Genomic DNA, 21941 nt, shown 5'->3' with positions numbered 1-21941 from the left:
AATCCAATAACCATCCCCTTTAGTTTTTGTTTATTATTCACCACCAGTTTCAATATATTATATTCGACATATTTTAAAAAATTCCTCCTTATAATTTTTAAATAAAGAAAAATTTTTTTATATAAGTATATACTATGCCTCTCTTTACGTTTTTACTGCATCACATTCCTTACAACTTTCCTCCTCTTTCCCTCATGATGCTCCTAACCTCACGCCCATCCACATCACGGCAAGGGATGTTTCTCTGTATTGCTAATTTAGCAGCTATTCCGGCTGCTTCTCCCATCGCTCTACAGGTCTGTTGTACCCTGATTGAGGATTGGGCAATGAAATCAGCTCCTATACAACGCCCTGCGACAAGCAGATTATCAACCCCTGCAACCACCAAACTTCTATATGGTATCTCATAGTATTTCTCGGTTATCCTTTGAGAAGCACACTCCAGCTTACCCGATGCCCCGTGTATATCTATAGGATAATTAGTGCGCGCAATACCGTCTTCGAACTTTCTGTAACTTAGCACGTCCTCTTTCGTCAATATATACTCTGTCTTCGCTCTTCTTGATTCACGAACTCCTACCATAGCCGCAATATCACATATATATGAATTTTTAAAACCAGGTATATACTCCCTTAAAAATTTTGCTAGCCTTAAAATAGCTCTTTTGCCTTCGATTTGTTTTTGAGAAAGGTATCGCGCATCTATCACATTTTTTGTTCCTCCCAGTTCGGGACAATTGAAGGCAAGGTCATTGGGTTTCCCCGGAACAGAAAACACCTGAAAGTAGTTCAAGTCCTGTTCCGTCAAAATCCCTTGTTCTACTTTTTCCTCAAATATCCTGTTTAAAGGCCAATTACCACCTTTTACAACAGCTGTGTGAAGATAAGGATATCTGGTGGCCCATTTCTGCCCCAAACTTTCTAAATATTCACCAAACCTATCACAATCTATATTAGTCATCTGAAATCTTAAAGATATTGCCTGATTGACTCCCTCTTCATTGCCCATCTCATAAGGAAGCCCTGCATAGTACACCGCATCAGCATCACCAGTACAGTCTATAAACACTTTAGCTTTCACGGCAAAAAGTCCATCTTTATTGTGCAATATAACCGCTTCTATGATTTGTCCATTACGGGCCACATCAACCAAGGATGTGTGGTATAATATTTCGCATCCCGCTTCAACCGCCATTTCTTCCAGCACTATCTTCAGCATTTGAGGGTCAAACCAACCTTTATTCCCGCCAGCGTCTTTATAGCCGTACCCGTAGGATATAATTCTATCACAGATCTCCTCATCAATAGCCGAAGAATAAGGATTTCCTTCAATATGATTGTGCATCATGGGGGTAACCAAGGCCATGGTTTGTGAGCCGCCAAGGCAGCCAAACTGCTCAACCACCAGAGTTTTTAACCCTTCCCTCCCAGCCGAAATCGCTGCTACAGCACCTGCGGTTCCCCCGCCGACAACCACTACATCATATTCTTCAATAACCTGAATTTTTCTACTAAATTCTATTCTCATAACCTTTCTCGTCACCCTTTAATACCCATTTCAATCCCAACTTCAAACATCCGATTCCAAGGCATATAAATTCTTTCTATGGTTAGGTGATAGTCCTTATATTTAGGGAAATACCTTTCCAGAATATTTTGAAACTCCTCTTTCAGTACACATGTTACTTTGTCCTGTTGATCTCCTAACCAGAAATAATTTAGTCCAAGGCGTGGTAAAAGTTCGTTGGTAACTTTGCTCCTTAAAACACTTTGATAAGCCCAGTCATCAAGAAATCTTTCAAATAAAAACCGCTGATGTTTGGGAGACTCAAGGCACTTCCCTTTTACCGCTATCATGCTATGGGATATAACTGTCCCCAGGGTGTTACCACATGTATTCCATCCAGCATATCCATACAATTTGTAGTACAATTCCTTTTTAGAGAGCAACTTCACCAAATCCCCGTCTCCACCATTAGCATACGCCACATCAGCCACCGCACAAGGTTTATTTTGGTCGATATAATATTGCATGGCTTCAATCATTTCTCTAATATTCCTCATGCGCTCATAAGAATTGTCGTATATATCATTTGCACTCGTACTTTCCTTCATTTTATCTGCTGGAGCATTTACAAATAATATGTAGTCAGCGGTGCTCTCATCATGTACAATCACTCCACCTGCAGCACTTATCTGTGATTTAATGCTTTCACAGAGAGGACGATCTTCATAAAGCGGAATCGTCCTGTAACCAATCTCAGAATTGTAACGCACATAAACCTTTGGCAGCCAACCCTTAGACTTATTAATCGCACGGGCCATCAACGTACAACCCACTTCATCAGCACCGGGATAAATATAAACCTGATCCCACAGCTCGTACTTCCTAATAAGGGCCGAAAGCTTTCTCTGGGTAATTGTAAAAAATCCATAAGGGCTGCAATCATCCTGCGGAATTATTAAGAAATCAATTATCCCCTCTTTTACCAATTGAATGGCCATCTCATTTATGGATTCATTGACTTTTCTTCGCTGTATATAATCCTCTATGACCTCTCTAGGTATTTTCTTATTTAACGATTCATATTCTTTTTTCTCGTCTTCTGTTGCTTTATTCATTTGGATCTTGTCAGTAAGACAAGAATACATGAAAATGTCTCTGCCATATTCCTGATAATAGTCCGGCTCTTCCTCGGAAGAGTTGTAAGCCGGAACCCTCATTATGAGATTATATGCATATATCTTTAGATGTGAATTTTTGTTCTTTATCTCCTTCAGCTTGTATAACCGTTGTTTCACTTCGTCAACAGTATAATTATGAATACGAGACGGGACAATGCCTCCATACAGTAACAGATCCAGCGAAACAACAGCCACATCGCAAGAGCTCGCTTCCTGTTCCAAAAAAGCCGTCAAATAATCGATATCAGCGGGCTTTTTCTTCTTCCCCATATGGCTTATGTCGGGTCTAACTACCTCTATATCCTCTAATAGATCAGCAATCCTAACTGGGAACAGGTAATTGCATGGGCGCTCATCCAGCGGTAAATATAATATTCTAGTCAAAAAATTCCCCTCCTGTTTTATTCATCCAAATGCTTTAAGCGCTTATCACAATACTAATTGGGCCGCGCCAAACATTGTAGCTTTATTGCCTAGCTCGGCGCTCACAACGTTTACATTGCTTCCAATTAATGCTTTCCAATCGTCCCACCAAAGCTCCTTTGACTCTATCACCCCTCCTCCTATGATAAAAACTTCGGGATCCAATATATTTTTAATGCTCATAATAGATATGGAAAGCCACCTTACAAAGTCACCTATTACCTTTGCTGCTATTTCATCCCGCTGTTTGTACAGTTCAAAGACCTGCCGTGCATTATTTACTTTTAAATTTTTGCTTAATTCATTATATTGCTTGTACAAGGCCGTACCTGATATATATTGTTCCAGACAGCCCTTCCGGCCACAATTGCATTGTTTCCCTTCAGGATACAAGATCATATGCCCTATTTCCCCCGCACTCCAACTGCTACCCCTAATCAGCTTACCATCGGCAACGACCGCTCCTCCCACTCCCGTACCTATTGTCATCATCAAAATATTCCTGTAATTTCTTCCTGCTCCTAACCACATCTCTCCCAGGACAGCAGCATTTACGTCGTTATCGACCGCAACCTCTACGCCATACCTGTCCTCCAATACATCTTTAAGAGCCAATCCTGTCCAGCCGGGCAAATTGTCCGTGGCATAGACGACTACGCCCCTTTTATGGTCAATCCTTCCGGCGCTGCCAACTCCTATGCCATCAATGCTCCCTTCTGCAATGAGGTCGTCTATGAGCCTGAACAAATTGGCTAAAATCGTCTCCTTGCCCTTCTGTGCTTGGGTATCCACCCGCTTAACCTTTAATAAGGTCCCATCCTCCTCAACTATACCGCCTAATATTTTAGTGCCTCCTATATCGATGCCTATAACCCTTTTCCCCACCGGTACATCCCTTCAATCTGCTTTTGATGCTTCACCCCATCAATACAGCTTATCAAGAACTGCTTTTGCGGTCTTGTCAAGAGCCTGAACCGCTTTATCCTTCAGCCTTATCGCTACCGCGGTATACAAGATATCTAAGACGTGCAATTGTGCAATCTTGGAAGTCAAGGCACCACTTCGCAGCGGCGTCTCTTTTGCCGATGTCAAAAGAACTATATCCGCTACCGTTGTAATAGGCGACCTTGCATAATTCGTAATGCATATGACAGTTGCCCCTGATTTTTTGGCCAGCTGGCATGTCGCCACCGTGTCCTTTGTACTGCCCGAAAAGGATATGCCTACCGCCACATCTCCTTCTTTAAGATTAACAGCCGATATTGCCTGAATATGGGCGTCCAAGTTGGCATCCACATTTAAGCCCAATCTCATGAATTTATACTTTGCATCCAGCGCCGTATAACCCGAAGCCCCTACTCCGTAAAAGTCTATCTTCCTTGCCTTCACTATAGCGTCAACAGCTCTTTCCACCTCTTCTAAAGATAACAATTTAGTAGTGTTGGCGATTGCTTGAACGTTCTCGTTGGTTATCTTTTGCACCTGTATATCAATAGGGTCGTCAAATGAAACATTTTCATGTATGCTGGTCTCGGGTTTTATTACATCTTTTGCAAGGTTAAGCTTAAATTCCTGAAAACCTGATAAGCCTATGCGCCTGCAAAACCTCACTATTGTCGTCTCGCCTGTATTACATCTTTCGGATAGCTCGGTTATGGACAAGTATATGACTTCCTCTGGATTCTCCAATACATAATCAGCAACCTTTTTCTCTGCCTTGGTAAGCGAATTGTATACGCTTCGTATCTTTAAAATGACGCCGTTTTGCTCTTGCAAGTTTTATTAACCCCCTTGTTATTTTTTATAAACTCAACAAACCTCTTGGTAATCTCCTGAGGTCTTGTTATGGCTGTTCCAACCACCACAGCATATGCGCCTTTTTCGAGAGCCTCTAAAGCTTGACGGGGCTCCCATATACGTCCTTCAGCAATAAGCGGCACCTTGATTGCCTTTGCCAACCTCTCCACCAGTTCAAAATCCGGATCATCCCCGTGTTGGCTGTATTCTGTGTATCCGGACAGCGTCGTAGACACCAGATCAAAGCCTATTTCAGCCGCCTTAACTCCCTCCTCATAGGTGGATATATCAGCCATAACCAATATGTAGGGATACCTTCTCTTTATTTCTCTCAAAAAAACCTCTGTAGTAAAACCTCCTGGCTTTATAGATTTTGTAGCATCAACTGCCACTATTTCTGCCCCTGCCTTTACCACCTGCTCTACTTCCTCTATTGTAGGAGTTATATAAGGGGCATAGCCTTCGTATTTCTTTTTCACAAGGCCTATCACCGGAAGGTTAACCTCTTTTTTTATAGCCACTATGTCATCATATCCGTTGGCCCTTATGGCTACCGCCCCTCCCATTTCTGCTGCCTTTGCCATTTTTGCCATTATGAAAGGACTATGAAGCGGCTCTCCTTCCAGTGCTTGGCATGACACTATCAGACCATTTTCTAGCTTTGATAGCAGTTCATTTGCTACGTCCATCTGCATCCCTCTTTGTTTTTGGATTCGTTTTTGTATTATATATATTCTACGTAAATTAAAAAAATCCTTCTTTTTTTATTAAAAAAAAGAAAAAATTTTTTGGGTTAAGAATAAAAAATTTTCCCGTTTGAACCCATAATAGGGCACAGGCCTTTCTTAATAAAACGGATGATACACATAAAGTTTTAGTGTAATAAAACAGGATAAGGGAATGAAAGCATGCTTGGAAAAATTGGATACCCTCAAAACATCTTCATCTGCTCGCCATACATACCTTCTTTAATTTTGTTGTTTATTGCATCCTCGCACCTTTCAACCGTAAATTTCGCTCCTGTTTTTGCACTCAATATTTCCTCCACAAGCTCTACAGGAGTGTCCTTATTCAGCCACATGTCCACCCATTCTTCTTTAATGATTAAAGGCATTCGCGGATGCACTTCCCTAACACCTTCTTCTGCATCGGTGGTTATGATGACAAAGGCAAGCTGCGGGCCCAGGTCTTTGTCAAAAGACAGCTTGTAGAGCCCGCCTAAAGACATTATGCTAGCATCCTGAAGGCCTATCCTGTACCTTACCTTTTTCCCTATCCCCTCAGCCTTCCACTCATAAAACAAATTGGCGGGCACTATACACCTGGCATACCGCGCGGCATCCTTAAACATTGGCCTGTCCAGAATTGTCTCGGCCCGAGCATTGACGACAACCTTTTTCTTCGAGCTATAATTAAAGCCCCATCTCGCCAGAGTTATGACCCTGCTTTTTTGCTCCAGCACAACTGGAACGCTTTGCGCTGGGTAGAAATCCCCAGCCCGGTAAGCATTTGCCCCTTCATCCACCGATTCAACTCTATAGTTGCGTACCAGCTCTTCAATCCCAGTTTTGAGCAAAAACCTTACGCACATCCTATTGCCCTCCTATCGATGCAAACCAAAATAAAAACCCGGCATTTCAGCGTTCAAAAGCTTGATAAATGCCAGGCAATCATAATTCAACGGCATTTTATTCACGTTTCAGATAGGCCTGAAGGTCAACGAGATGCCTCTTTTCTTCTTTAAGCAGCCTGCGAAAAGCATCCTTGGCTTCAGACAATTTTGAAGATATGATCATCTGAGTATACAAAAGGATGGAGTCCTTTTCAGCCTGAATGCCAAACCTTATGACATCCTCCAGACTTTGCAGCTGATCCACCACCCTCGCCTGTTCTTCTTCATTCGGGAAAATCAGGCTGTGAGCAAGGGCGTTAAAATAGGCAGCCACATCTTGGTCGTACAAATATTCATCGTCAAACTTACCCTTGTTTTTTAGAAACTCCTGATACAGCCCTTCAAAAACCGCTTTGTGTTCCTTCTCGTCCTCTGCCAGCCTTTCAAGCAAAACCCTGGCTGTACTATCACTCACTTTGCGGGCCGATTGGCGATAAAACCTCTCGCCTCTCTCCTCAATAGCAATGGCCAGCTTAATAGCCTCCAGGTCATTGAAAATGTTGATGGACACCTCTGTTCTCCCCCTTTACAAAACTATTACAAATCAGCAAACAAAGCTCATTTCACCTTGAGAAAACAGCAATTCTTTTCTCAACCTATCTATAAATTCAGACACATCTAGCGCGCTCAAATTCCCTCCTGTACGTTCTTCTCGTTGTTTCCCTGGGTCATTTCTCCGCCGGCATTCTGCTTTGTTTCTCCACCAACATCCTGCTTTGTTTCCTGGGCACCGCCAGGCTGGGCACTGTCCTGTTCCCCGGTTCGAGAGGCATGTTGAGCCTCAGGCTGCTGTCTCTCCGCCTGAGCTCCTTCTTCCTGCATCTCTTTTTTTATGTTCTCCACTCGCTTCTTTAACCCTTCAATCTTTTCCCTGTGTTCGTCAATCTCCTGGCACAAACGATAGATGGCATCCAGGGAGTTATTCTCCTGTTTGTAAGCCTCGTATACCGCCTGCCCGATCTCCCTGTACAGCCTCTTTATGGTATCCTCTTCTTTGAAGATCTCATAATTGAGCTTGCCCAGCTCTACCAGCTCTTCCGACTTTTCGCCAACTTTTTTGACAACCTCACCAAGCCTTTTGGCCAGCTCATCGATAAAAGCCATCCTCACACCCTCCTTTCACACTTTTTATGCCACCATATAACCCCACAAACACCATATCTACATAAGGCACCAATTTTGAACCACACCAGCATTTTCTTCTCTATCTCTAATATACTCTTCCCCTATTTGAATGCATTCATACTGTTTTTTCTCACCAGTCCAATCGTCAAGCATCGCTTCTGCACTCACTCAACCCAGCTATCTCTTGTGCTCTTTTGATCTCCTGTATAACACGCTCATCGGTTTCATCTTTCAGCGCATCGGCTAAAGCATTCATGCTCTCTCTGCCGCCTATTTTACCCAGTGCCCATGCGCTGTACGCACGAATTGGAGGATGAGGATGTTTCAAGGTTTTAATCAGCAACGGAACAAATTTGGGCTGACCAAAATTGCCTGCCACAATGATAGCACTGGATAGCAATCGTTGAGGCCTGGCGTAATTACTCCCTATCAAAGATGCCACGGCCTCTATCGATTTCCGATCGTTTTCAACCAATGCCTTTATCAATGCATAAACGTCAAACGGCCGTAAATGATCATCTTCTGGAAGACGAGCCTGGCGGGTTATCCTGCTGTTCCTGTGGCATACCATCTGGCATATATCGCATCCCAGCAACCTGGTACCCAACTTCTCCCTTATGTCCACCGGGACAAATTCCGAGCTCAACATATAGGCTCTCAAACAGCGTCCCGGCAAAACAGCGCCATCATCGGCAATGGCATGCGCAGGACAGGCCTGTATGCACCGATTACATTCCCCGCACAGGCACAAATCTTGAGACTGACTGTCACAGGACAGAGGCGCATCAGTTAAAATGAGATGAAGGGTAACCCACGAGCCGTATTCCCCTACATATATCAGGCCGTTTTTCCCGAAGGTTCCCACTCCTGCTCTATAAGCCGCCGCCTTGGCCGGCAAAGGCGGCTCAACCATGACCTTGTAACCCCGCTGGCCAATAACCCTGGCCAGCTCCTCAACCGCTTTCCTGGCGCCAGGATACTCCACATAATGCGCCGAATACCTGGGCACCCCTTCAGGAAACTCCTCGGGATACGGCAGATAAGGATGAACGGCCACCACAATGGCTCTGGCATCTGGCATCAAATCTTCAGGATAAGGGGTAAGCCTGCTTAGAACTCTTTCCACTTTGCTGTCCATCGTTCTCCGTACTTCAACCGCCTGGCACCACAGGTCAAACGGCCGTGCATCGGTAATGCCTATAACAGGAAATCCCAGATGCTTACCCCGCTCTATAAGCTCTGCCTTCAGAATATCCAAGTTTTCCACAACAGCTGCCCCTTTTTTGAGCAATTTTTGCATCTGTTAAAAATTATACAATCAGACCTATCCGCTCATACACCTTTTTGAGCGTCTGGGAGGCTATTCTTGCTGCCCTTTGAGCCCCTTCCTTCATCAATTTTACCATATAATCCTCGTCCTTCATAAGCTCATAGTAACGCTGCTGAATTGGCTTCAAAGCCTCAACCACGCACTCACCCACGGCTTTTTTGAAGTCACCGTAACCCTTACCTTCAAACTCCCGTTCGATCTCTTCATATGTCTTACCGGTAATGGCGGCGTATATATTCATCAGATTGCTTATACCTGGCTTGTTTTCTTCGTCATATTTTATTTCCCTTCCCGAGTCGGTGACGGCTCTCTTAAACTTCTTCATGATCACGTCTGGCTCATCCAGCAAAGAGATATAGGCATTTGGGTTTTCATCGGATTTGGACATCTTCTTGGTGGGATCCTGCAGGCTCATCACCCTGGCAGCCACTTTGGGGATATACACCTCCGGCACGACAAACACGTCACCATAAAGGCTGTTAAACCTCTGGGCTATATCCCTGGTCAGCTCCAGGTGCTGCTTCTGGTCCTCACCTACCGGAACAAGATGGGTCTGATACAGCAATATATCAGCCGCCATGAGTACCGGGTAGGTAAACAATCCCGCATTGATGTTGTCCTTGTGCTTCCTGGACTTCTCCTTAAACTGGGTCATTCGGCTCAGCTCACCCATGTAGGCATAACAGTTCAAAATCCAGGCCAGCTCCGCATGTGCGCTCACATGCGACTGAACGAACAGGGTGTTCTTTTCCACGTCCAGCCCGCAGGCCATATAAAGCGCAAACAAAGACAAGCTCCTGCGCCGGAGCTCCTCAGGGTCCTGACGTACCGTCAAAGCATGAAGGTCAACTATGCAATAAAAACAGTCATACTCCTCCTGAAGAAAAACCCAGTTTTTAATGGCCCCCAGATAATTGCCAAGGGTGAGATTCCCCGACGGCTGTACACCACTAAAAATCCTCTTCTTTTGTTCCATCACTTATTCATCCTCTCCATCGAATAATCGAATAATATATATCATATATTAACCTCTTCACCTTCTTGCCGGCTATTTTATAGCCTTTATAATTACAATATCCCCTTCTCCTCAAGATAACGCCTCAATTTTTCCACATCCTCGAGATATACCTCTTTCAACTGCGGGCGGTATATTATGCTGGCCGGGTGATACAGCGGGAACAGGGTCATCCTTACCCCTTCCTCGCCCACCGCTATATCGATAGGAGTACCGTGTACCTGCCCTATGGTAATCCTATTGTCATCGCTCAGCACCTTAAGGGGGACATTGCCCAGGCTTACGACAAGTGTCGGGCGGATGATGCACAGCTCTTTATAAAGCAGGCCTCGGCTGAGCTCTATCTCCTCCCTGTTGGGTGGGCGGTTGGATACGCGGCCACTTGCCGGATCAACCTTCACCGGCCTGAATTTAACAGCATTGGTGATGTAGATATCCTCACGCTTTATGCCCAGTATCTCCAAAAATTCGTTCAGGTTTTGACCGGCCTGCCCTACAAAAGGCCTTTGCTGTACTACCTCCTGCTGCCCGGGTGCCTCACCTACCAGAACCAGCGGTGCATCGGGATTTCCCTCGCCAAACACCAAAATCTTCTCTTCATCCCTGTATATCTCCCTAAAAAAAGAAATGCTCTCCTGTTTCAATTTCTGGAGCTGCTTGGCTTTTTGCTTGGCTTTTCTACTTGTTGGCACTCTCACATCTCCTCTTTAAGATACATTGTTTCAATAAGATACATTGTTTCAATTTAAATAATATTTTTTGCTACGGCTTCAACCCTAATTCGTGCAACTTATCCCTTATCTTTTTAAAATCCTCCCAGGCGTCATACTTTTTGTCCGAATCCCTGAGCAGCGCAGCAGGATGATACGTGGCCATCAACCAGTAGCCCTTTCTCTCAAACCACTGACCGCGTATGCTGGTTATGGAAGCTTTTCTGTCTATTACGTAGCGCATGGCCGTGGCACCTAAACACACTATTATTCGCGGGCGTACAAGATAAACCTGCCTTCTAAGATAAGGCAGGCAGCTCTCAGCCTCGCTCTCGCGCGGCACCCTGTTGCCCGGCGGACGACACTTTACAATGTTGGCTATATACACCTCTTCCCTTTTGAGCCCAATGGCCGCTATCATCTTATTGAGAAGCTGCCCCGCTTTTCCCACAAACGGCCTCCCGGTCAAATCTTCGTCACGTCCCGGCCCTTCACCGATAAACATCAAATCGGCATTCCGGTTTCCTTCACCCGGGACGACGTGCGTCCGGGTTTTGTACAGGTCACATTTTTGACATGTCTCTACAGCCCGTATGAGCTGTGCCCACAGTTTCTCGGTATCCACAGCATCCATAAAGCAAAAGCCCCTTTGTCTCATTTATATCAATTTGGCAGAAAAATGTTATGCCTCTTGTGAATTATTTATCCTTCCTTCCATTATACTATAACCTCACATATAACTTCAACCGTCCAAGCTGTCAGCCCCCATAGAGACGGCAATTCATAAAAAGCGCAGTACATCGCCTTAACAGCGGATTCGCCGGCCACTTTAAGCAATATACGTCATTTACCTTACCTGCGATTCTGCCATAACGGCACTTTACTCAATCTCGCTCACGCCAAAAGCCAAAAATATAACAAATTAATGTGAAATTTATAACATCATTAATTTCATTTGTCAAAAAATTTACAATTATTAAATAAAAAATAAGTTTCTCTCTCCCTCCGCCCATGGTATAATAATAGTACAGAATATATGGAAAATCAAGTCCAAAAGCACAGCATTTCTGAGAAAGGAGGTCCCTCGAATGTGCAAATATGCCTCCAGGTGCGCATTGTGCAACAGAACAGTAGAGGTCCAGGCTCAGCAACAAGATGTGAATACTGTAGAAATAAAAATTTCATCTGACTGCCCCAACCTTCAACCACTGGTAAATAGACCTATTCATTTGGATGCTATATATGAAGTAATAGCCTCAAAGGAACAATCCTTGCTGTACGGCTTGCTCAAACAATACCACAGGCAAATAGAAGACTGCACAGTGTACGACATAATAAAAGATTCAATAGGGCAAAATTTAGGCCGTTATTATGAACTGGCCTGATGCACGCCTTTAAAATTAAAGTCAAGAACTGGAACCAAAAATAAAAAAGCACGCATGAGAGCAAACCCCATACGTGCTTTTTTTATTTTTTACCAGCTTTATGCCTCTCCACACAGCTCCAGCAGCCTATTCCATCTCCTGTCCACTTCTTTCTGGATCTCATCGAGCAATCCTTCGTTTTCCTTGGTGAACAGATGACGGAACCTGCCCTGGGGCTTCAGATATTCTACTACTGGAAGCTTGTTCTTGGGCTTATAGTTCAAGATGAACTTGCCTTCAATCACCTCATAAAGAGGCCATACACAGGTCTCTATAGCCAACCTCACAATTTCCATCAGCTGAGGGGTATTGTATCTCCATCCGCGTGGACACGGCGCCAGTACGTTTAAAAACGCCGGCCCTGGAGTGTAGAGAGCCTTCTCGGCCTTCTCGTAAAGGTCCTTCAGGTTTCTAAAAGGAGCGGTCTGAGCCACATAGGGAATGTTGTGGGCAGCCATGATCATGGTCAAATCCTTCTTAAACTGAACCTTACCGGGTATCTCGCTTCCAGCAGGCGAAGTAGTGGTATCGGCATATTTAGGCGTGGACGAAGACCTCTGTATTCCCGTGTTCATATAAGCCTCGTTATCATAGCAGACATATACCATATCATGGCCTCTTTCCATGGCTCCAGAAAGAGCCTGGAAACCTATATCATAAGTGCCACCGTCCCCGCCAAAGGCAATAAACTTGGTAGTACCCTTCACCTTGCCAACCTTGGCCAGCGCACGATATGCAGCCTCGGCCCCCGAAACGGTAGCAGCAGCATTCTCAAACGCACTGTGGATAAACGAATCCTTCCAGGCGGTGTAAGGATACAAGCAGGTCGAAACTTCAAGGCAACCTGTGGCCACTCCAATAACCGCATGGTCCTCGGGCTTCAAAGCTCTGAGTACAGTCCTCACCACGATAGGAGCGCCGCACCCTGCACACATCCTGTGCCCGCCAGTGATGCGCTCCTCTTTTTCCGTCAAAGTCTTAAGATTGTATGCCACCTTGCACACCTCCTATTCTCTTACGCCCAGGTAGTTGAAGGTCGATTTTACCTGTCCGGTCCTTGCGATTTCCAACAGGTCCTTATATACGCCCATAATATCATCAGGACGCACATCGCGGCCACCCAGACCATATATATAGCTTACAGCCTTGGTATCTTTCGCATAATCAAACATGGCGCTTCTTACTTCTGTAAACAAGGGCCCACCTGCTGTCGAGAAGCTCTCAGCCTTGTCCATAATGGCCACAGCTTTCAAATGCGACAGGGCTTTACCCAGCTCCTCAAACGGGAATGGGCGGAACACCCTCAACTTGATCAAACCGGCCTTGATGCCCTGCTTGCGCAGCTCGTTCACAACAAATTTGGCAGTACCGGCTGTAGAGTTCATTATGACAATACCCACTTCAGCATCTTCCATCTTGTATTCCTCAAAATATCCGTACTTCCTGCCGGTCAGCTTCTCAAACTCCTGTGCGACCTCCAGGATCACCCTCTTTGCATTCTTCATGGCCTCTGCCTGTGCCCGCTTGTGTTCAAAGTAAAACGCAGGCATATCAAGTGGACCCATAGAAATAGGATTATCTCTGTCAAGCAAAGAGTACTGCGGTTTATACTCTCCAATAAATTCCTTTACCTTCTCATCCTCAATAAGCTCTATATTCTCCACAGCATGGCTGGTGATAAATCCATCGTAACACACCATCACGGGCAGCTGCACGTCCTTGTGCTCGGCAATGCGAATAGCCTGAATCAGGTTGTCGTAAGCTTCCTGATTGTTTTCGCAGTACAGCTGAATCCAGCCCGAATCCCTGGCACCCATGCTATCGCTGTGGTCATTGTGAATGTTGATGGGGCCAGACAAAGCTCGGTTTATAACCGACATGACGATGGGCAAGCGCAGCGAAGCAGCTATATACAGCATCTCCCACATCAATGCCAGGCCCTGCGAAGAGGTAGCCGTCATGGTCCTGGCACCAGCCGCCTCAGCGCCTATACATGCGCTCATCGCACTGTGCTCTGACTCAACGGCCACAAACTCGGTGTGTACCTGGCCATTGGCAACAAACTGAGAAAAGTATTGGGGCACTTCGGTCGATGGCGTAATAGGAAATGCCGCCACGACATCCGGGTCGATCTGGCGCATAGCCACAGCTATAGCTTCATTACCGCTCAACTTATCCTTGATTGCCATTCCACATCCCCCTCCCTTACTCTTCTTCCACAAAATCAATGGCTTTAAACGGACATACCTCTACACAAATTCCACAACCCTTGCAGTGGTCAAAGTCAAAGTCCTTCCTCTTGCCGTTCTCCACAGGAATAGCCATATCGGGGCACACCGGCCAGCACAGCAGACACTGCTTGCACTTGTCTGGCAACCACACTGGCCTCATGGAACGCCAGTCACCAGTTTTGAAGTCCTCTGCATTACCGGCATCTATGATATGTCCACCCTGCAGCATCTCTTTCCATGACGCATCTTCCCTTATGTTCATTTTCCTCTCTTTGGTCATAGCCCCTTCACCTCCCGCATGGCCCGCTTGAGAGCCCTCATATTCCCTTCTATCACGTGGGGTTTGGTAGCAAACTTGTGATGGAAGGACCTTTCCATGGCTTCAATAAACGCATCCTCGTCCATCAACTTGGTGATTTTGGCAATTGCACCCAGCATAGGCACATTGGGGAAGTAACGTCCCAGCTCTTCCACCGATATCTTTCTCGCATCGATGGTGTAAATCTTGCCCTCAAAGCCCTTCAATAACGGTCTGAACTCCTCAGGATCCTTAGCCGAATTTATCACAATAGCCCCATCTTTCTTGAGGCCAGCCGTTACATCCACCGCCGATACCAGCGTCTCGTCCACCACTATGACGTAATCAGGCTCATAAATGTTGGAGTGTATGGTAATCGGTTCATCGCTGATGCGGTTATAGGCGGTAATAGGCGCTCCCATTCGTTCCGGACCATATTCTGGGAACCCTTGGACGTATTTGCCCGTGTCAAAAGCAGCTTCGGCCAGTAAGAGAGATGCGGTCTTGGCACCTTGTCCCCCTCTGCCGTGCCAGCGGATCTCTATCATCCTACCCATTTAAAGATTTCCTCCTTTCATTTTACGGTGCATAAATAAATTCCTTAAATTTACAGCATCTGTACTAATACAAGCGGCAAAAATAAAATTGTATTATAACAGATGCTCAGATGCAATTATAACAGCTTCACAAAACCCACTATTATAAATACTTGGTGGGCATATAACACTTATCAAATTAATTATAACAGATGAGTTTTCCACTGTCAACAAATTATAAAAATAAACAGAAAGGGGATGAATTATAGATGAGGAGGATGTGGCTTAGCAGAAAGGAATCGATAAATCAAAGCAAAATGAACTGCAAAACCAAAATGAGAATAATCCCTGGAATTCCTAGAAAACCCACAATTAAAGCGGTAACCGGATTTATGGCCACCGTAACGCCAATTAGACCCCCTACCAGGTTTAACAGCCATAATATAATGCCACCGATAATGGCGTTGTATATCAATTTGAGGATTACTTTAAGCGGCACCAGCAAAAACCATCCCACAACGTATAAGAGCACCAGACCAGCAGCATAAGCCAGTATTACTTCCCACGGAATTGTCCCCGGCATATCAATCACATCCTGACTAAAAATTAATGGCAAGCAAGCCCAAACACAAATTGCCGACACTTTATAATATGATGCTAATCCAACTTTTATGACACAGTCAACCCATCCTCCAAGACCAAGCTAGGCCTGTATGCTTAAATATTTGTACTAATTATAAACCACCAGTCGAGCTTAAATCATCATATACGCTATAGCACAGCTGCAATACCTGTAGCAAGTGCCAAGCACCTTACTCATTAAAATACTGCAGGCTCTGTATACCTTCGATGCCCCTCAGTTTGGCTTGTTTAAGCATGTACATATATTTCCTTTTTGCGGCCTCCATATTATATATGGCATAATCCACCAATTCAGGTTCACTCACGCTATTGAAATAATTTTGTGCATTTATCCATTCAGCATGCGCACGATTGACGGCTTGTAATATGTCAAAATACTCTTCGTCGTAATTCGAAACATTGTTATGGCGTGTATCCAAAAGGTTTAGTATCCGTATCCTCATATTCTCCCCTCCATAAATGGTTGGTTTTTTATAATATATTATTGCCATATTTTCTCATCATTATCCGTCAACTTTGCCTTTTTACACGCCACACCCTAAACCAATTTCTAATCATAGTTCATTTTTGCCAATTTGATAAAAATGGAGCTTGCAATAAAAAAATGAAGGAACGAGAGGCCTCGTTCCTTCATCATGCGCATGCTTGTTCTCATCAATAAGGCTCCACAAATACCTCGAAGAACCCTTGAGGATGCGCACAGGCTGGGCATTGAGCAGGCGCATTTTTGCCTTCATGTATGTATCCACAGTTGCTGCACTTCCAGAGAATTACCGTATCCTTCTTGAATACCTTATCATTCTCTAAATTCTCAAGCAATTTTCTGTATCTCTTTTCGTGGTTTTGCTCACTTACACAGACCCTCCTGAACACTTCTGCGATCTCTGGGAAGCCCTCTTCCTCGGCAACCTTTGCAAATTCAGGATAGAGATTAGACCACTCCTCATGTTCGCCGTTGGCAGCAGCAAGCAGATTGGCCTTTGTATCTCCCAGCGCAACAGGATAAGACGCAGAGGTTATCTCCACCATTTCGCCATTGAAACTCTCGTTCAAGAATTTGAAGAATCTTTTTGCATGTTCTTTTTCGTGGTCGGCAGTCTCCAAGAATATATTGGCTATCTGTATATAACCCTCCTTCTTGGCCACGGAAGCGTAGTAGGTATACCTGTTCCTGGCCTGTGACTCGCCAGCAAAAGCCTTCAACAAATTCTCAGCAGTCTTTGTACCTTTAAGTGATTTCATGCAACCATCTCCTCCTTTTTAAATTTATATCATGCATGTTATAGATAAAAATTTATTGCAGCCACACAAAACGCAGCATATTTTTACTTTACTTCTGCTTTCCAAAGCCCGTGGATATTGCAGTAAGCGTAGACATCCACTTCTTCCCCGGTATCAACAACCTCGGCTTTTGGCTCCTGACCTGGCGCCAGGGCGATCCTCTGCATGCTCTTGTCACTTACCACAGCTATCCATTCAATATAGTGTTCGGGTACCATGGGATGTAGTGCCGACCCTACCTGGATATACAGCTTACCATCCTTTTTAGTAACAGCCGGCACATGCTTTTCAACAGATGCATCCACGGTGTTGGGTTTAAGCTCCGTCATCGGCTGGCCACAGCACACCAGTTCTCCTCCACCCCTGTTAATTAACTCAACGAGATTTCCACAAATTGCACAACGGTAAAACGCCACCTGATTTCTCATAATATCCCTCCTTTGATAAAAATTTTCAAAACTCTTAGTTGCTATAAAATATATACCCCCGACGATTAAATTCAAACTATTTTTTTCGATTCAGCCAACATTATCTAAAAGAAACCCTAAGTGAAACGCAATAATAAAAAAGCGGGGCAGCTTTTAGTTCAGCTTGTTACCCCGCTTTTTATCTAGCAGCCTGGGCCACCGGTTCATATTCTTGAGAGGCCTCAGCCCTGTTTACCAACTTTTGATAATGTTTATAAAGGATGCCAAAACGGTACTTGTAATTAGGATGCCATGGCTTTTGTCTGCCACAGAAATGCAATATAACGGTATTGTGTATAACAAAATCCAAATTTACGCGACCCTTCGTAGCAATTAAATAAGTGTGATAACGCCGTGCATCATAGTTATACAAATATTCGTTTAGCGGCTTGATCTTATGCCAAAAAAGCCCGTTTAGCACATCCTGGTCAGGCAGTATGAGCTCATGGGCATGTTTTTGTATATAATCAAATATTTGCTGAATATCCACTTCCTTCCTGAGCAGTTCCACATTGATGAGCAGCACTCCCGAATTATAATATTTGTTTGATTCAGTCCTAAGACGGAGTCTATTGATATAATCTATCACCGGCTTCGAGTGGGCAGCAGCAGCAAAATAATAATCACCTAGCTCTGTATAATACAGCGTTTCAATAGGATTAAGCACGAGTATATCGGGGTCTAAATATAATACCCTATCAACATGCTCAGGTAATACTGTATGCGCGATAAGGCGATAATACATCTCAAGGGGGTAGTAAAAATTAACTGGTGCTTTAGCAAATATTTCCCTGTCAACAGTCAGCGGGTACAGGGCATGTCCATAAGCTTCTACAAATGCTGAAAGCCGCTCAAGTTCCGGTTCTTTTATGTCAGAGTGCATCAAATATACCTCTACCTTCTCGGAGCAATTATCGAACAGCGACCTGAGCATCACCTTAAGCGGTGGAACGTAAGCAGCATTCAAAGTCACCAGTATATTCACACATACCCACCTCTCGCGCACAAAATGATTTAACGCCTAAATAAACACCTCAAACCCATCATAAGCAACGTCAAATCCATGAGGCTTTGCAAGCTCTACCAATTCATCGTGCAGCAAACCACCGTTATGCGAAAAGTGCGTTAACACGAACCTGGTGGCCTCATCGGCACACCCCATCTCAATCAACCGCTCCTTAACCTTTATGTTATCAGGCAGCCCCATATGGTTGTTTCCATCTTGTCCTGGCCCCATGGTACAATCCAAACTCACCAAGTCAAAATAACATCCTTTTATATATTCCCATGTTTCCTCCGGGAATATTCCCGTGTCGTTTCCATACAACATGCGCTTTCCATCTCTATCTTCAAATATATAAATATAGCAATCTTCGGTTCGGGCATGCAACGCCAATAACGGCGTTACTTTTATATCTCCCGCTTCAAAGGTTTCAAAAGGCGGCACATAATGGATATTCAAATATTCCTTCAAGATATCGCTATTGTTCAGTATTTCATTCATAATAGACTCCACCGCTCTGTTGCCGTATATCTCTAACACGCTACCCTCATCAAGGTGAGCAAACACAGACCTTCTAAGCTTCAAATCATCAATATAAAAATGATCCTGATGCGAATGCGTTATAACCAGATACCTCAGCTGGCTTAGGTCAATTCCAAAATTGATGATATGACAGTATGTATCGGGCGGGAAGTCCACCATCAAGCTGTCGTTGATGAGAGTGCTTGAACGCGTACGAATATTTTTCCCTCCTCTTTTTCTGGCCTCCTTGCAATACTTACAGCTACAGAATACCCCCGGCCACCCTTCGGCAGCAGCGGTACCGAGATATTTGATTTTCATATACATTTCCCTCCCCAACATTTTTCGCAAAACCTATTTGAATTCCTGAGGCCAATCAACATATTGACTCAAAATACTCACAAACTCATTCAAACCCGCTGCATCCTGCTGATCAAATCTAGCCTTATATGGGCTATCGATATCCAAGACTCCGATCAATCTGTCGTTTTTCACAATGGGCACCACTATCTCAGACCTGGATAGTGGATCACAGACAATATGCCCCGAGAACAGATTCACATCCTCAACCACCTGAATTTGCCTCGTACTGGCCGCAGTCCCACAAACGCCTTTACCCAAAGGGATTCGAGCACACGCCGGTTTTCCCTGAAACGGGCCCAATACAAGTTCTCCTTCCCTGTAAAGATAAAAACCTGCCCAGTTGACATCGGGAAGCAGCATGTACAACAACGCAGCAGCATTGGATAGGGCAGCAAGCCAGTACGACTCTTCTTCAACCAATCCGATAAGATATGTATTGAGCTGTCTGTAGAATTCTTCCTTATTATTTGCGTCTATTTTCTCTATCGCAAACACCGATGAGCGTCCCTTCCTTTTTTCATATTTTATGAAAAAGCTTATGTACACACAATATAGCCATATTCATTTTACCATATTATTACCCGATAAAGAAGCCATTTTTTATACAACGGTATTTTCCGCCACGTAAAGCCGATCTGTGCGTGAAAATAAAAAGCCACATCCCTTGCAAAAATTCAACCTCAAGGATGGGATGCGGCTTTTTTACCCTTTGAACTGTCAACAGACGCCTGTCAACAAATTTTGTTTATTCCAACCCGTATTTTGCTATACTATACGTACTATAACCGCCGCTTAAGTTAAATACCCTGCTAAAACCACGCTGCATGAGTATTCGAGCGGCTATATACCCTCTCAAACCCACCTCACAATAGATCACGATTGTCTTATCAGTGGGAAGCTCATTTATACGTTCCCTCAACGAATCCAAAGGAATATTGATAGAACCCGGTATACACCCTCGCTTTTTACATTCAGCCTCAGTTCGAACATCCAGCAGCACGGTATCGTGTGGATCCAGGCTATCGAGCTCATCCCAGTAAATGACGGGATGCAGCCCTTGCAGGATATTTGATGCAACGTACCCGGCCATATTGACCGGATCCTTGGCCGACGAAAAGGGCGGAGCATAGGCCAGCTCCAGCTCCTGCAGGTCATACACGGTCATCCCGGCGCGGATAGCGGTGGCCAATACGTCTATGCGCTTGTCTACCCCTTCATAGCCCACAATCTGGGCTCCCAGTATTTTCCCATCCTCAGGGCTGAACAGAAGCTTTATGGCCATGGAAGTTGCGCCAGGATAATAGCTGGCATGGGAACCCGAATGAGTGTAGGATTTCAGGTATGGGATGCGGTATTTCTTGAGTACCTTTTCGTTGTTGCCAGTATACGCAGCTACCATGTCAAACACCTTTATAATAGCCGTTCCCTGCGTAGCCTTATAGGTATCCTCAATGCCGCATATGTGATTGGCTGCAATGCGCCCCTGCTTATTGGCCGGCCCGGCCAACGGTATCAGTGCAGGCCTGCGGTTCACAAAATCCACAACTTCAATAGCATCCCCTATAGCATATACATCGGGATGCGATGTCTGCAAGTGCTGGTTGACTTTTATGCCACCTGTCTCGCCAATCTCCAGCCCGGCTTTTTTGGCCAGGGTAGTTTCGGGCCTCACCCCTACCGCCAATATCACCATATCGGCCTTTAGCTGCTTTCCGCTCTTTAAGTTCACAATTGTACGTTTCTCATCTCTGTCGAACGATACCACCCCATCGCCGAGATACAATTCCACAGAGTGCTCTTTCAGGTGCTTGTGCAGATATGCTGCCATCTCATAATCCAGCGGTGGCATAACCTGATTCAACATCTCAACCAGCGAAACCTTTATACCGTTCAACCGCAGGTTTTCTACCATCTCCAGGCCGATGAACCCTCCACCAATCACCACGGCACTTTCAGGTTTTGCCTGGTCAATATAATCCTTTAAGGCATAGATTCGGGGTATATCCCTCACGGTAAAGACATTGGCCTTATCAATGCCGGGTATAGGCGGCCTTGCGGGTTCGGCACCAGGTGCTAGTATAAGCTTGTCGAAGCTTTCACGGTACCTCTCTCCCGTTACCGTATTCAATACAATCAATTCTTTTTTATCAAGATCGATGTCCTCAACCTCGCTGTTCAATCGAATATCTATATTGAACCTTTTTGACATCCTCTCAGGGGTCTGGACCAGCAGATCCCGCCTATCCTTTATAACCCCGCCTACGTAATATGGCAGGCCACAGTTGGCATAGGAGATGTACCCGCCCCTTTCAAAGATTATAATGTGGGCGTTTTCATCCAGCCTGCGCAGGCGCGCCGCTGCGCTAGCACCGCCAGCTACTCCTCCGACAATTGCTATTTTTCTACCCTTCACATTG

25 protein-coding genes are annotated in these 21941 nt (G+C 44.8%); 1 reads left to right on the top strand and 24 read right to left on the bottom strand.

What is annotated here, in order from left to right:
* Positions 1-169: 169 nt before the first annotated feature.
* The 12 genes from BM241_RS02160 to BM241_RS02105 all read right to left on the bottom strand — a co-directional run bounded on the left by BM241_RS02160 (position 170) and on the right by BM241_RS02105 (position 11391).
* Positions 170-1528 (bottom strand): FAD-dependent oxidoreductase, encoded by a 1359-nt coding sequence (locus tag BM241_RS02160; RefSeq protein ID WP_092281929.1) that lies wholly within the window; start codon positions 1526-1528, stop codon positions 170-172.
* 11 nt (positions 1529-1539) lie between these two features.
* Positions 1540-3069 (bottom strand): DUF4127 family protein, encoded by a 1530-nt coding sequence (locus tag BM241_RS02155; protein ID WP_092281928.1) that lies wholly within the window; start codon positions 3067-3069, stop codon positions 1540-1542.
* A 45-nt stretch (positions 3070-3114) separates the two neighbouring features.
* Positions 3115-3993, bottom strand: a complete 879-nt coding sequence (locus BM241_RS02150; protein WP_025748630.1) for an ROK family protein — start codon at positions 3991-3993, stop codon at positions 3115-3117.
* Between the two features lie 39 nt (positions 3994-4032).
* Positions 4033-4884, bottom strand: a complete 852-nt coding sequence (locus tag BM241_RS02145) for a MurR/RpiR family transcriptional regulator (RefSeq protein WP_025748631.1) — start codon at positions 4882-4884, stop codon at positions 4033-4035.
* Complete coding sequence (locus tag BM241_RS02140; protein WP_025748632.1) at positions 4857-5600, bottom strand: N-acetylmannosamine-6-phosphate 2-epimerase; 744 nt, start codon at positions 5598-5600, stop codon at positions 4857-4859. The genes BM241_RS02145 and BM241_RS02140 overlap by 28 nt, the downstream gene beginning before the upstream one ends.
* Before the next feature lie 236 nt (positions 5601-5836).
* Complete coding sequence (locus BM241_RS02135; protein ID WP_025748633.1) at positions 5837-6496, bottom strand: SOS response-associated peptidase; 660 nt, start codon at positions 6494-6496, stop codon at positions 5837-5839.
* Positions 6497-6593: 97 nt separating this feature from the next.
* A complete protein-coding gene (locus tag BM241_RS02130) occupies positions 6594-7088 on the bottom strand; it encodes a ferritin family protein (protein ID WP_025748634.1) in 495 nt (164 codons plus the stop codon).
* 116 nt (positions 7089-7204) lie between these two features.
* Complete coding sequence (locus BM241_RS02125; protein WP_025748635.1) at positions 7205-7681, bottom strand: hypothetical protein; 477 nt, start codon at positions 7679-7681, stop codon at positions 7205-7207.
* Positions 7682-7847: 166 nt separating this feature from the next.
* Positions 7848-8969 carry an epoxyqueuosine reductase gene (locus tag BM241_RS02120; RefSeq protein ID WP_177206065.1) on the bottom strand — a complete coding sequence of 374 codons (1122 nt, stop codon included), beginning with the start codon at positions 8967-8969 and terminating at the stop codon, positions 7848-7850.
* A gap of 43 nt (positions 8970-9012) precedes the next feature.
* A complete protein-coding gene (gene trpS / locus BM241_RS02115; RefSeq protein WP_092281926.1) occupies positions 9013-10008 on the bottom strand; it encodes a tryptophan--tRNA ligase in 996 nt (331 codons plus the stop codon).
* A 92-nt stretch (positions 10009-10100) separates the two neighbouring features.
* Positions 10101-10739: a uracil-DNA glycosylase gene (locus BM241_RS02110; protein WP_242948224.1), complete on the bottom strand. Its 639-nt coding sequence runs from the start codon at positions 10737-10739 to the stop codon at positions 10101-10103.
* A gap of 70 nt (positions 10740-10809) precedes the next feature.
* Positions 10810-11391, bottom strand: a complete 582-nt coding sequence (locus BM241_RS02105) for a uracil-DNA glycosylase (RefSeq protein WP_025748639.1) — start codon at positions 11389-11391, stop codon at positions 10810-10812.
* Between the two features lie 454 nt (positions 11392-11845).
* Here BM241_RS02105 and BM241_RS02100 point away from each other — a divergent pair, with 454 nt between their 5' ends.
* Positions 11846-12142, top strand: coding sequence for a DUF6951 family protein (locus BM241_RS02100; RefSeq protein WP_092281925.1), 297 nt, complete (start codon positions 11846-11848; stop codon positions 12140-12142).
* A gap of 98 nt (positions 12143-12240) precedes the next feature.
* Here BM241_RS02100 and BM241_RS02095 read toward each other — a convergent pair whose 3' ends face one another.
* From BM241_RS02095 to BM241_RS02040, 12 genes are all read right to left on the bottom strand, one after another.
* Positions 12241-13176 (bottom strand): thiamine pyrophosphate-dependent enzyme, encoded by a 936-nt coding sequence (locus BM241_RS02095; RefSeq protein ID WP_025748641.1) that lies wholly within the window; start codon positions 13174-13176, stop codon positions 12241-12243.
* Between the two features lie 12 nt (positions 13177-13188).
* Positions 13189-14370 (bottom strand): pyruvate ferredoxin oxidoreductase, encoded by a 1182-nt coding sequence (gene porA, locus BM241_RS02090; RefSeq protein ID WP_092281924.1) that lies wholly within the window; start codon positions 14368-14370, stop codon positions 13189-13191.
* A gap of 16 nt (positions 14371-14386) precedes the next feature.
* Entirely contained in the window at positions 14387-14692 is a 306-nt protein-coding gene (locus tag BM241_RS02085; RefSeq protein ID WP_025748643.1) for a 4Fe-4S binding protein, read from the bottom strand.
* Positions 14689-15267, bottom strand: a complete 579-nt coding sequence (locus BM241_RS02080; RefSeq protein ID WP_025748644.1) for a 2-oxoacid:acceptor oxidoreductase family protein — start codon at positions 15265-15267, stop codon at positions 14689-14691. Before BM241_RS02080 ends, BM241_RS02085 begins: the two co-directional genes overlap by 4 nt.
* Positions 15268-15553: 286 nt before the next feature.
* Positions 15554-15829 carry a pro-sigmaK processing inhibitor BofA family protein gene (locus BM241_RS02075; protein ID WP_092281923.1) on the bottom strand — a complete coding sequence of 92 codons (276 nt, stop codon included), beginning with the start codon at positions 15827-15829 and terminating at the stop codon, positions 15554-15556.
* A 229-nt stretch (positions 15830-16058) separates the two neighbouring features.
* A complete protein-coding gene (locus BM241_RS02070) occupies positions 16059-16331 on the bottom strand; it encodes a DUF2508 family protein (RefSeq protein WP_025748646.1) in 273 nt (90 codons plus the stop codon).
* 211 nt (positions 16332-16542) lie between these two features.
* The gene (gene rbr, locus BM241_RS02065) at positions 16543-17130 is read right to left on the bottom strand and encodes a rubrerythrin (RefSeq protein WP_025748647.1); all 588 of its coding nucleotides are present in this window, start codon (positions 17128-17130) and stop codon (positions 16543-16545) included.
* A gap of 83 nt (positions 17131-17213) precedes the next feature.
* Positions 17214-17597 carry a desulfoferrodoxin gene (locus BM241_RS02060; protein ID WP_025748648.1) on the bottom strand — a complete coding sequence of 128 codons (384 nt, stop codon included), beginning with the start codon at positions 17595-17597 and terminating at the stop codon, positions 17214-17216.
* A 178-nt stretch (positions 17598-17775) separates the two neighbouring features.
* Positions 17776-18621 carry a glycosyltransferase family 8 protein gene (locus tag BM241_RS02055; protein WP_025748649.1) on the bottom strand — a complete coding sequence of 282 codons (846 nt, stop codon included), beginning with the start codon at positions 18619-18621 and terminating at the stop codon, positions 17776-17778.
* 36 nt (positions 18622-18657) lie between these two features.
* Positions 18658-19482, bottom strand: coding sequence for an MBL fold metallo-hydrolase (locus tag BM241_RS02050; protein ID WP_025748650.1), 825 nt, complete (start codon positions 19480-19482; stop codon positions 18658-18660).
* 33 nt (positions 19483-19515) lie between these two features.
* Positions 19516-20019 (bottom strand): GAF domain-containing protein, encoded by a 504-nt coding sequence (locus BM241_RS02045; RefSeq protein WP_025748651.1) that lies wholly within the window; start codon positions 20017-20019, stop codon positions 19516-19518.
* Between the two features lie 250 nt (positions 20020-20269).
* Positions 20270-21937: an FAD-dependent oxidoreductase gene (locus BM241_RS02040; RefSeq protein WP_092281922.1), complete on the bottom strand. Its 1668-nt coding sequence runs from the start codon at positions 21935-21937 to the stop codon at positions 20270-20272.
* Between the last annotated feature and the right edge of the window lie 4 nt (positions 21938-21941).

Origin of the sequence: Caldicoprobacter faecalis (assembly GCF_900115765.1) — a bacterium.
GTDB classification, from domain to species: domain Bacteria; phylum Bacillota; class Clostridia; order Caldicoprobacterales; family Caldicoprobacteraceae; genus Caldicoprobacter; species Caldicoprobacter oshimai.
Note: the sequence above shows the minus strand (reverse complement) of the source record. Positions and strands in the feature narration are given on the sequence as shown.

Excerpts from the sequence above, each read along its gene's own strand:
- BM241_RS02160 (WP_092281929.1), bottom strand. The coding sequence starts at position 1,528 with ATGAGAATAGAATTTAGTAGAAAAATTCAGGTTATTGAAGAATATGAT.
- BM241_RS02050 (WP_025748650.1), bottom strand. The coding sequence starts at position 19,482 with ATGAAAATCAAATATCTCGGTACCGCTGCTGCCGAAGGGTGGCCGGGG.
- trpS (WP_092281926.1), bottom strand. The coding sequence starts at position 10,008 with ATGGAACAAAAGAAGAGGATTTTTAGTGGTGTACAGCCGTCGGGGAAT.
- BM241_RS02080 (WP_025748644.1), bottom strand. The coding sequence starts at position 15,267 with ATGGGTAGGATGATAGAGATCCGCTGGCACGGCAGAGGGGGACAAGGT.
- BM241_RS02070 (WP_025748646.1), bottom strand. The coding sequence starts at position 16,331 with ATGAGGATACGGATACTAAACCTTTTGGATACACGCCATAACAATGTT.
- BM241_RS02125 (WP_025748635.1), bottom strand. The coding sequence starts at position 7,681 with ATGGCTTTTATCGATGAGCTGGCCAAAAGGCTTGGTGAGGTTGTCAAA.
- BM241_RS02085 (WP_025748643.1), bottom strand. The coding sequence starts at position 14,692 with ATGACCAAAGAGAGGAAAATGAACATAAGGGAAGATGCGTCATGGAAA.
- BM241_RS02140 (WP_025748632.1), bottom strand. The coding sequence starts at position 5,600 with ATGCAGATGGACGTAGCAAATGAACTGCTATCAAAGCTAGAAAATGGT.
- BM241_RS02135 (WP_025748633.1), bottom strand. The coding sequence starts at position 6,496 with ATGTGCGTAAGGTTTTTGCTCAAAACTGGGATTGAAGAGCTGGTACGC.
- BM241_RS02105 (WP_025748639.1), bottom strand. The coding sequence starts at position 11,391 with ATGGATGCTGTGGATACCGAGAAACTGTGGGCACAGCTCATACGGGCT.
- porA (WP_092281924.1), bottom strand. The coding sequence starts at position 14,370 with ATGGCAATCAAGGATAAGTTGAGCGGTAATGAAGCTATAGCTGTGGCT.
- BM241_RS02060 (WP_025748648.1), bottom strand. The coding sequence starts at position 17,597 with ATGAGAAATCAGGTGGCGTTTTACCGTTGTGCAATTTGTGGAAATCTC.
- BM241_RS02100 (WP_092281925.1), top strand. The coding sequence starts at position 11,846 with ATGTGCAAATATGCCTCCAGGTGCGCATTGTGCAACAGAACAGTAGAG.
- rbr (WP_025748647.1), bottom strand. The coding sequence starts at position 17,130 with ATGAAATCACTTAAAGGTACAAAGACTGCTGAGAATTTGTTGAAGGCT.
- BM241_RS02075 (WP_092281923.1), bottom strand. The coding sequence starts at position 15,829 with ATGCCGGGGACAATTCCGTGGGAAGTAATACTGGCTTATGCTGCTGGT.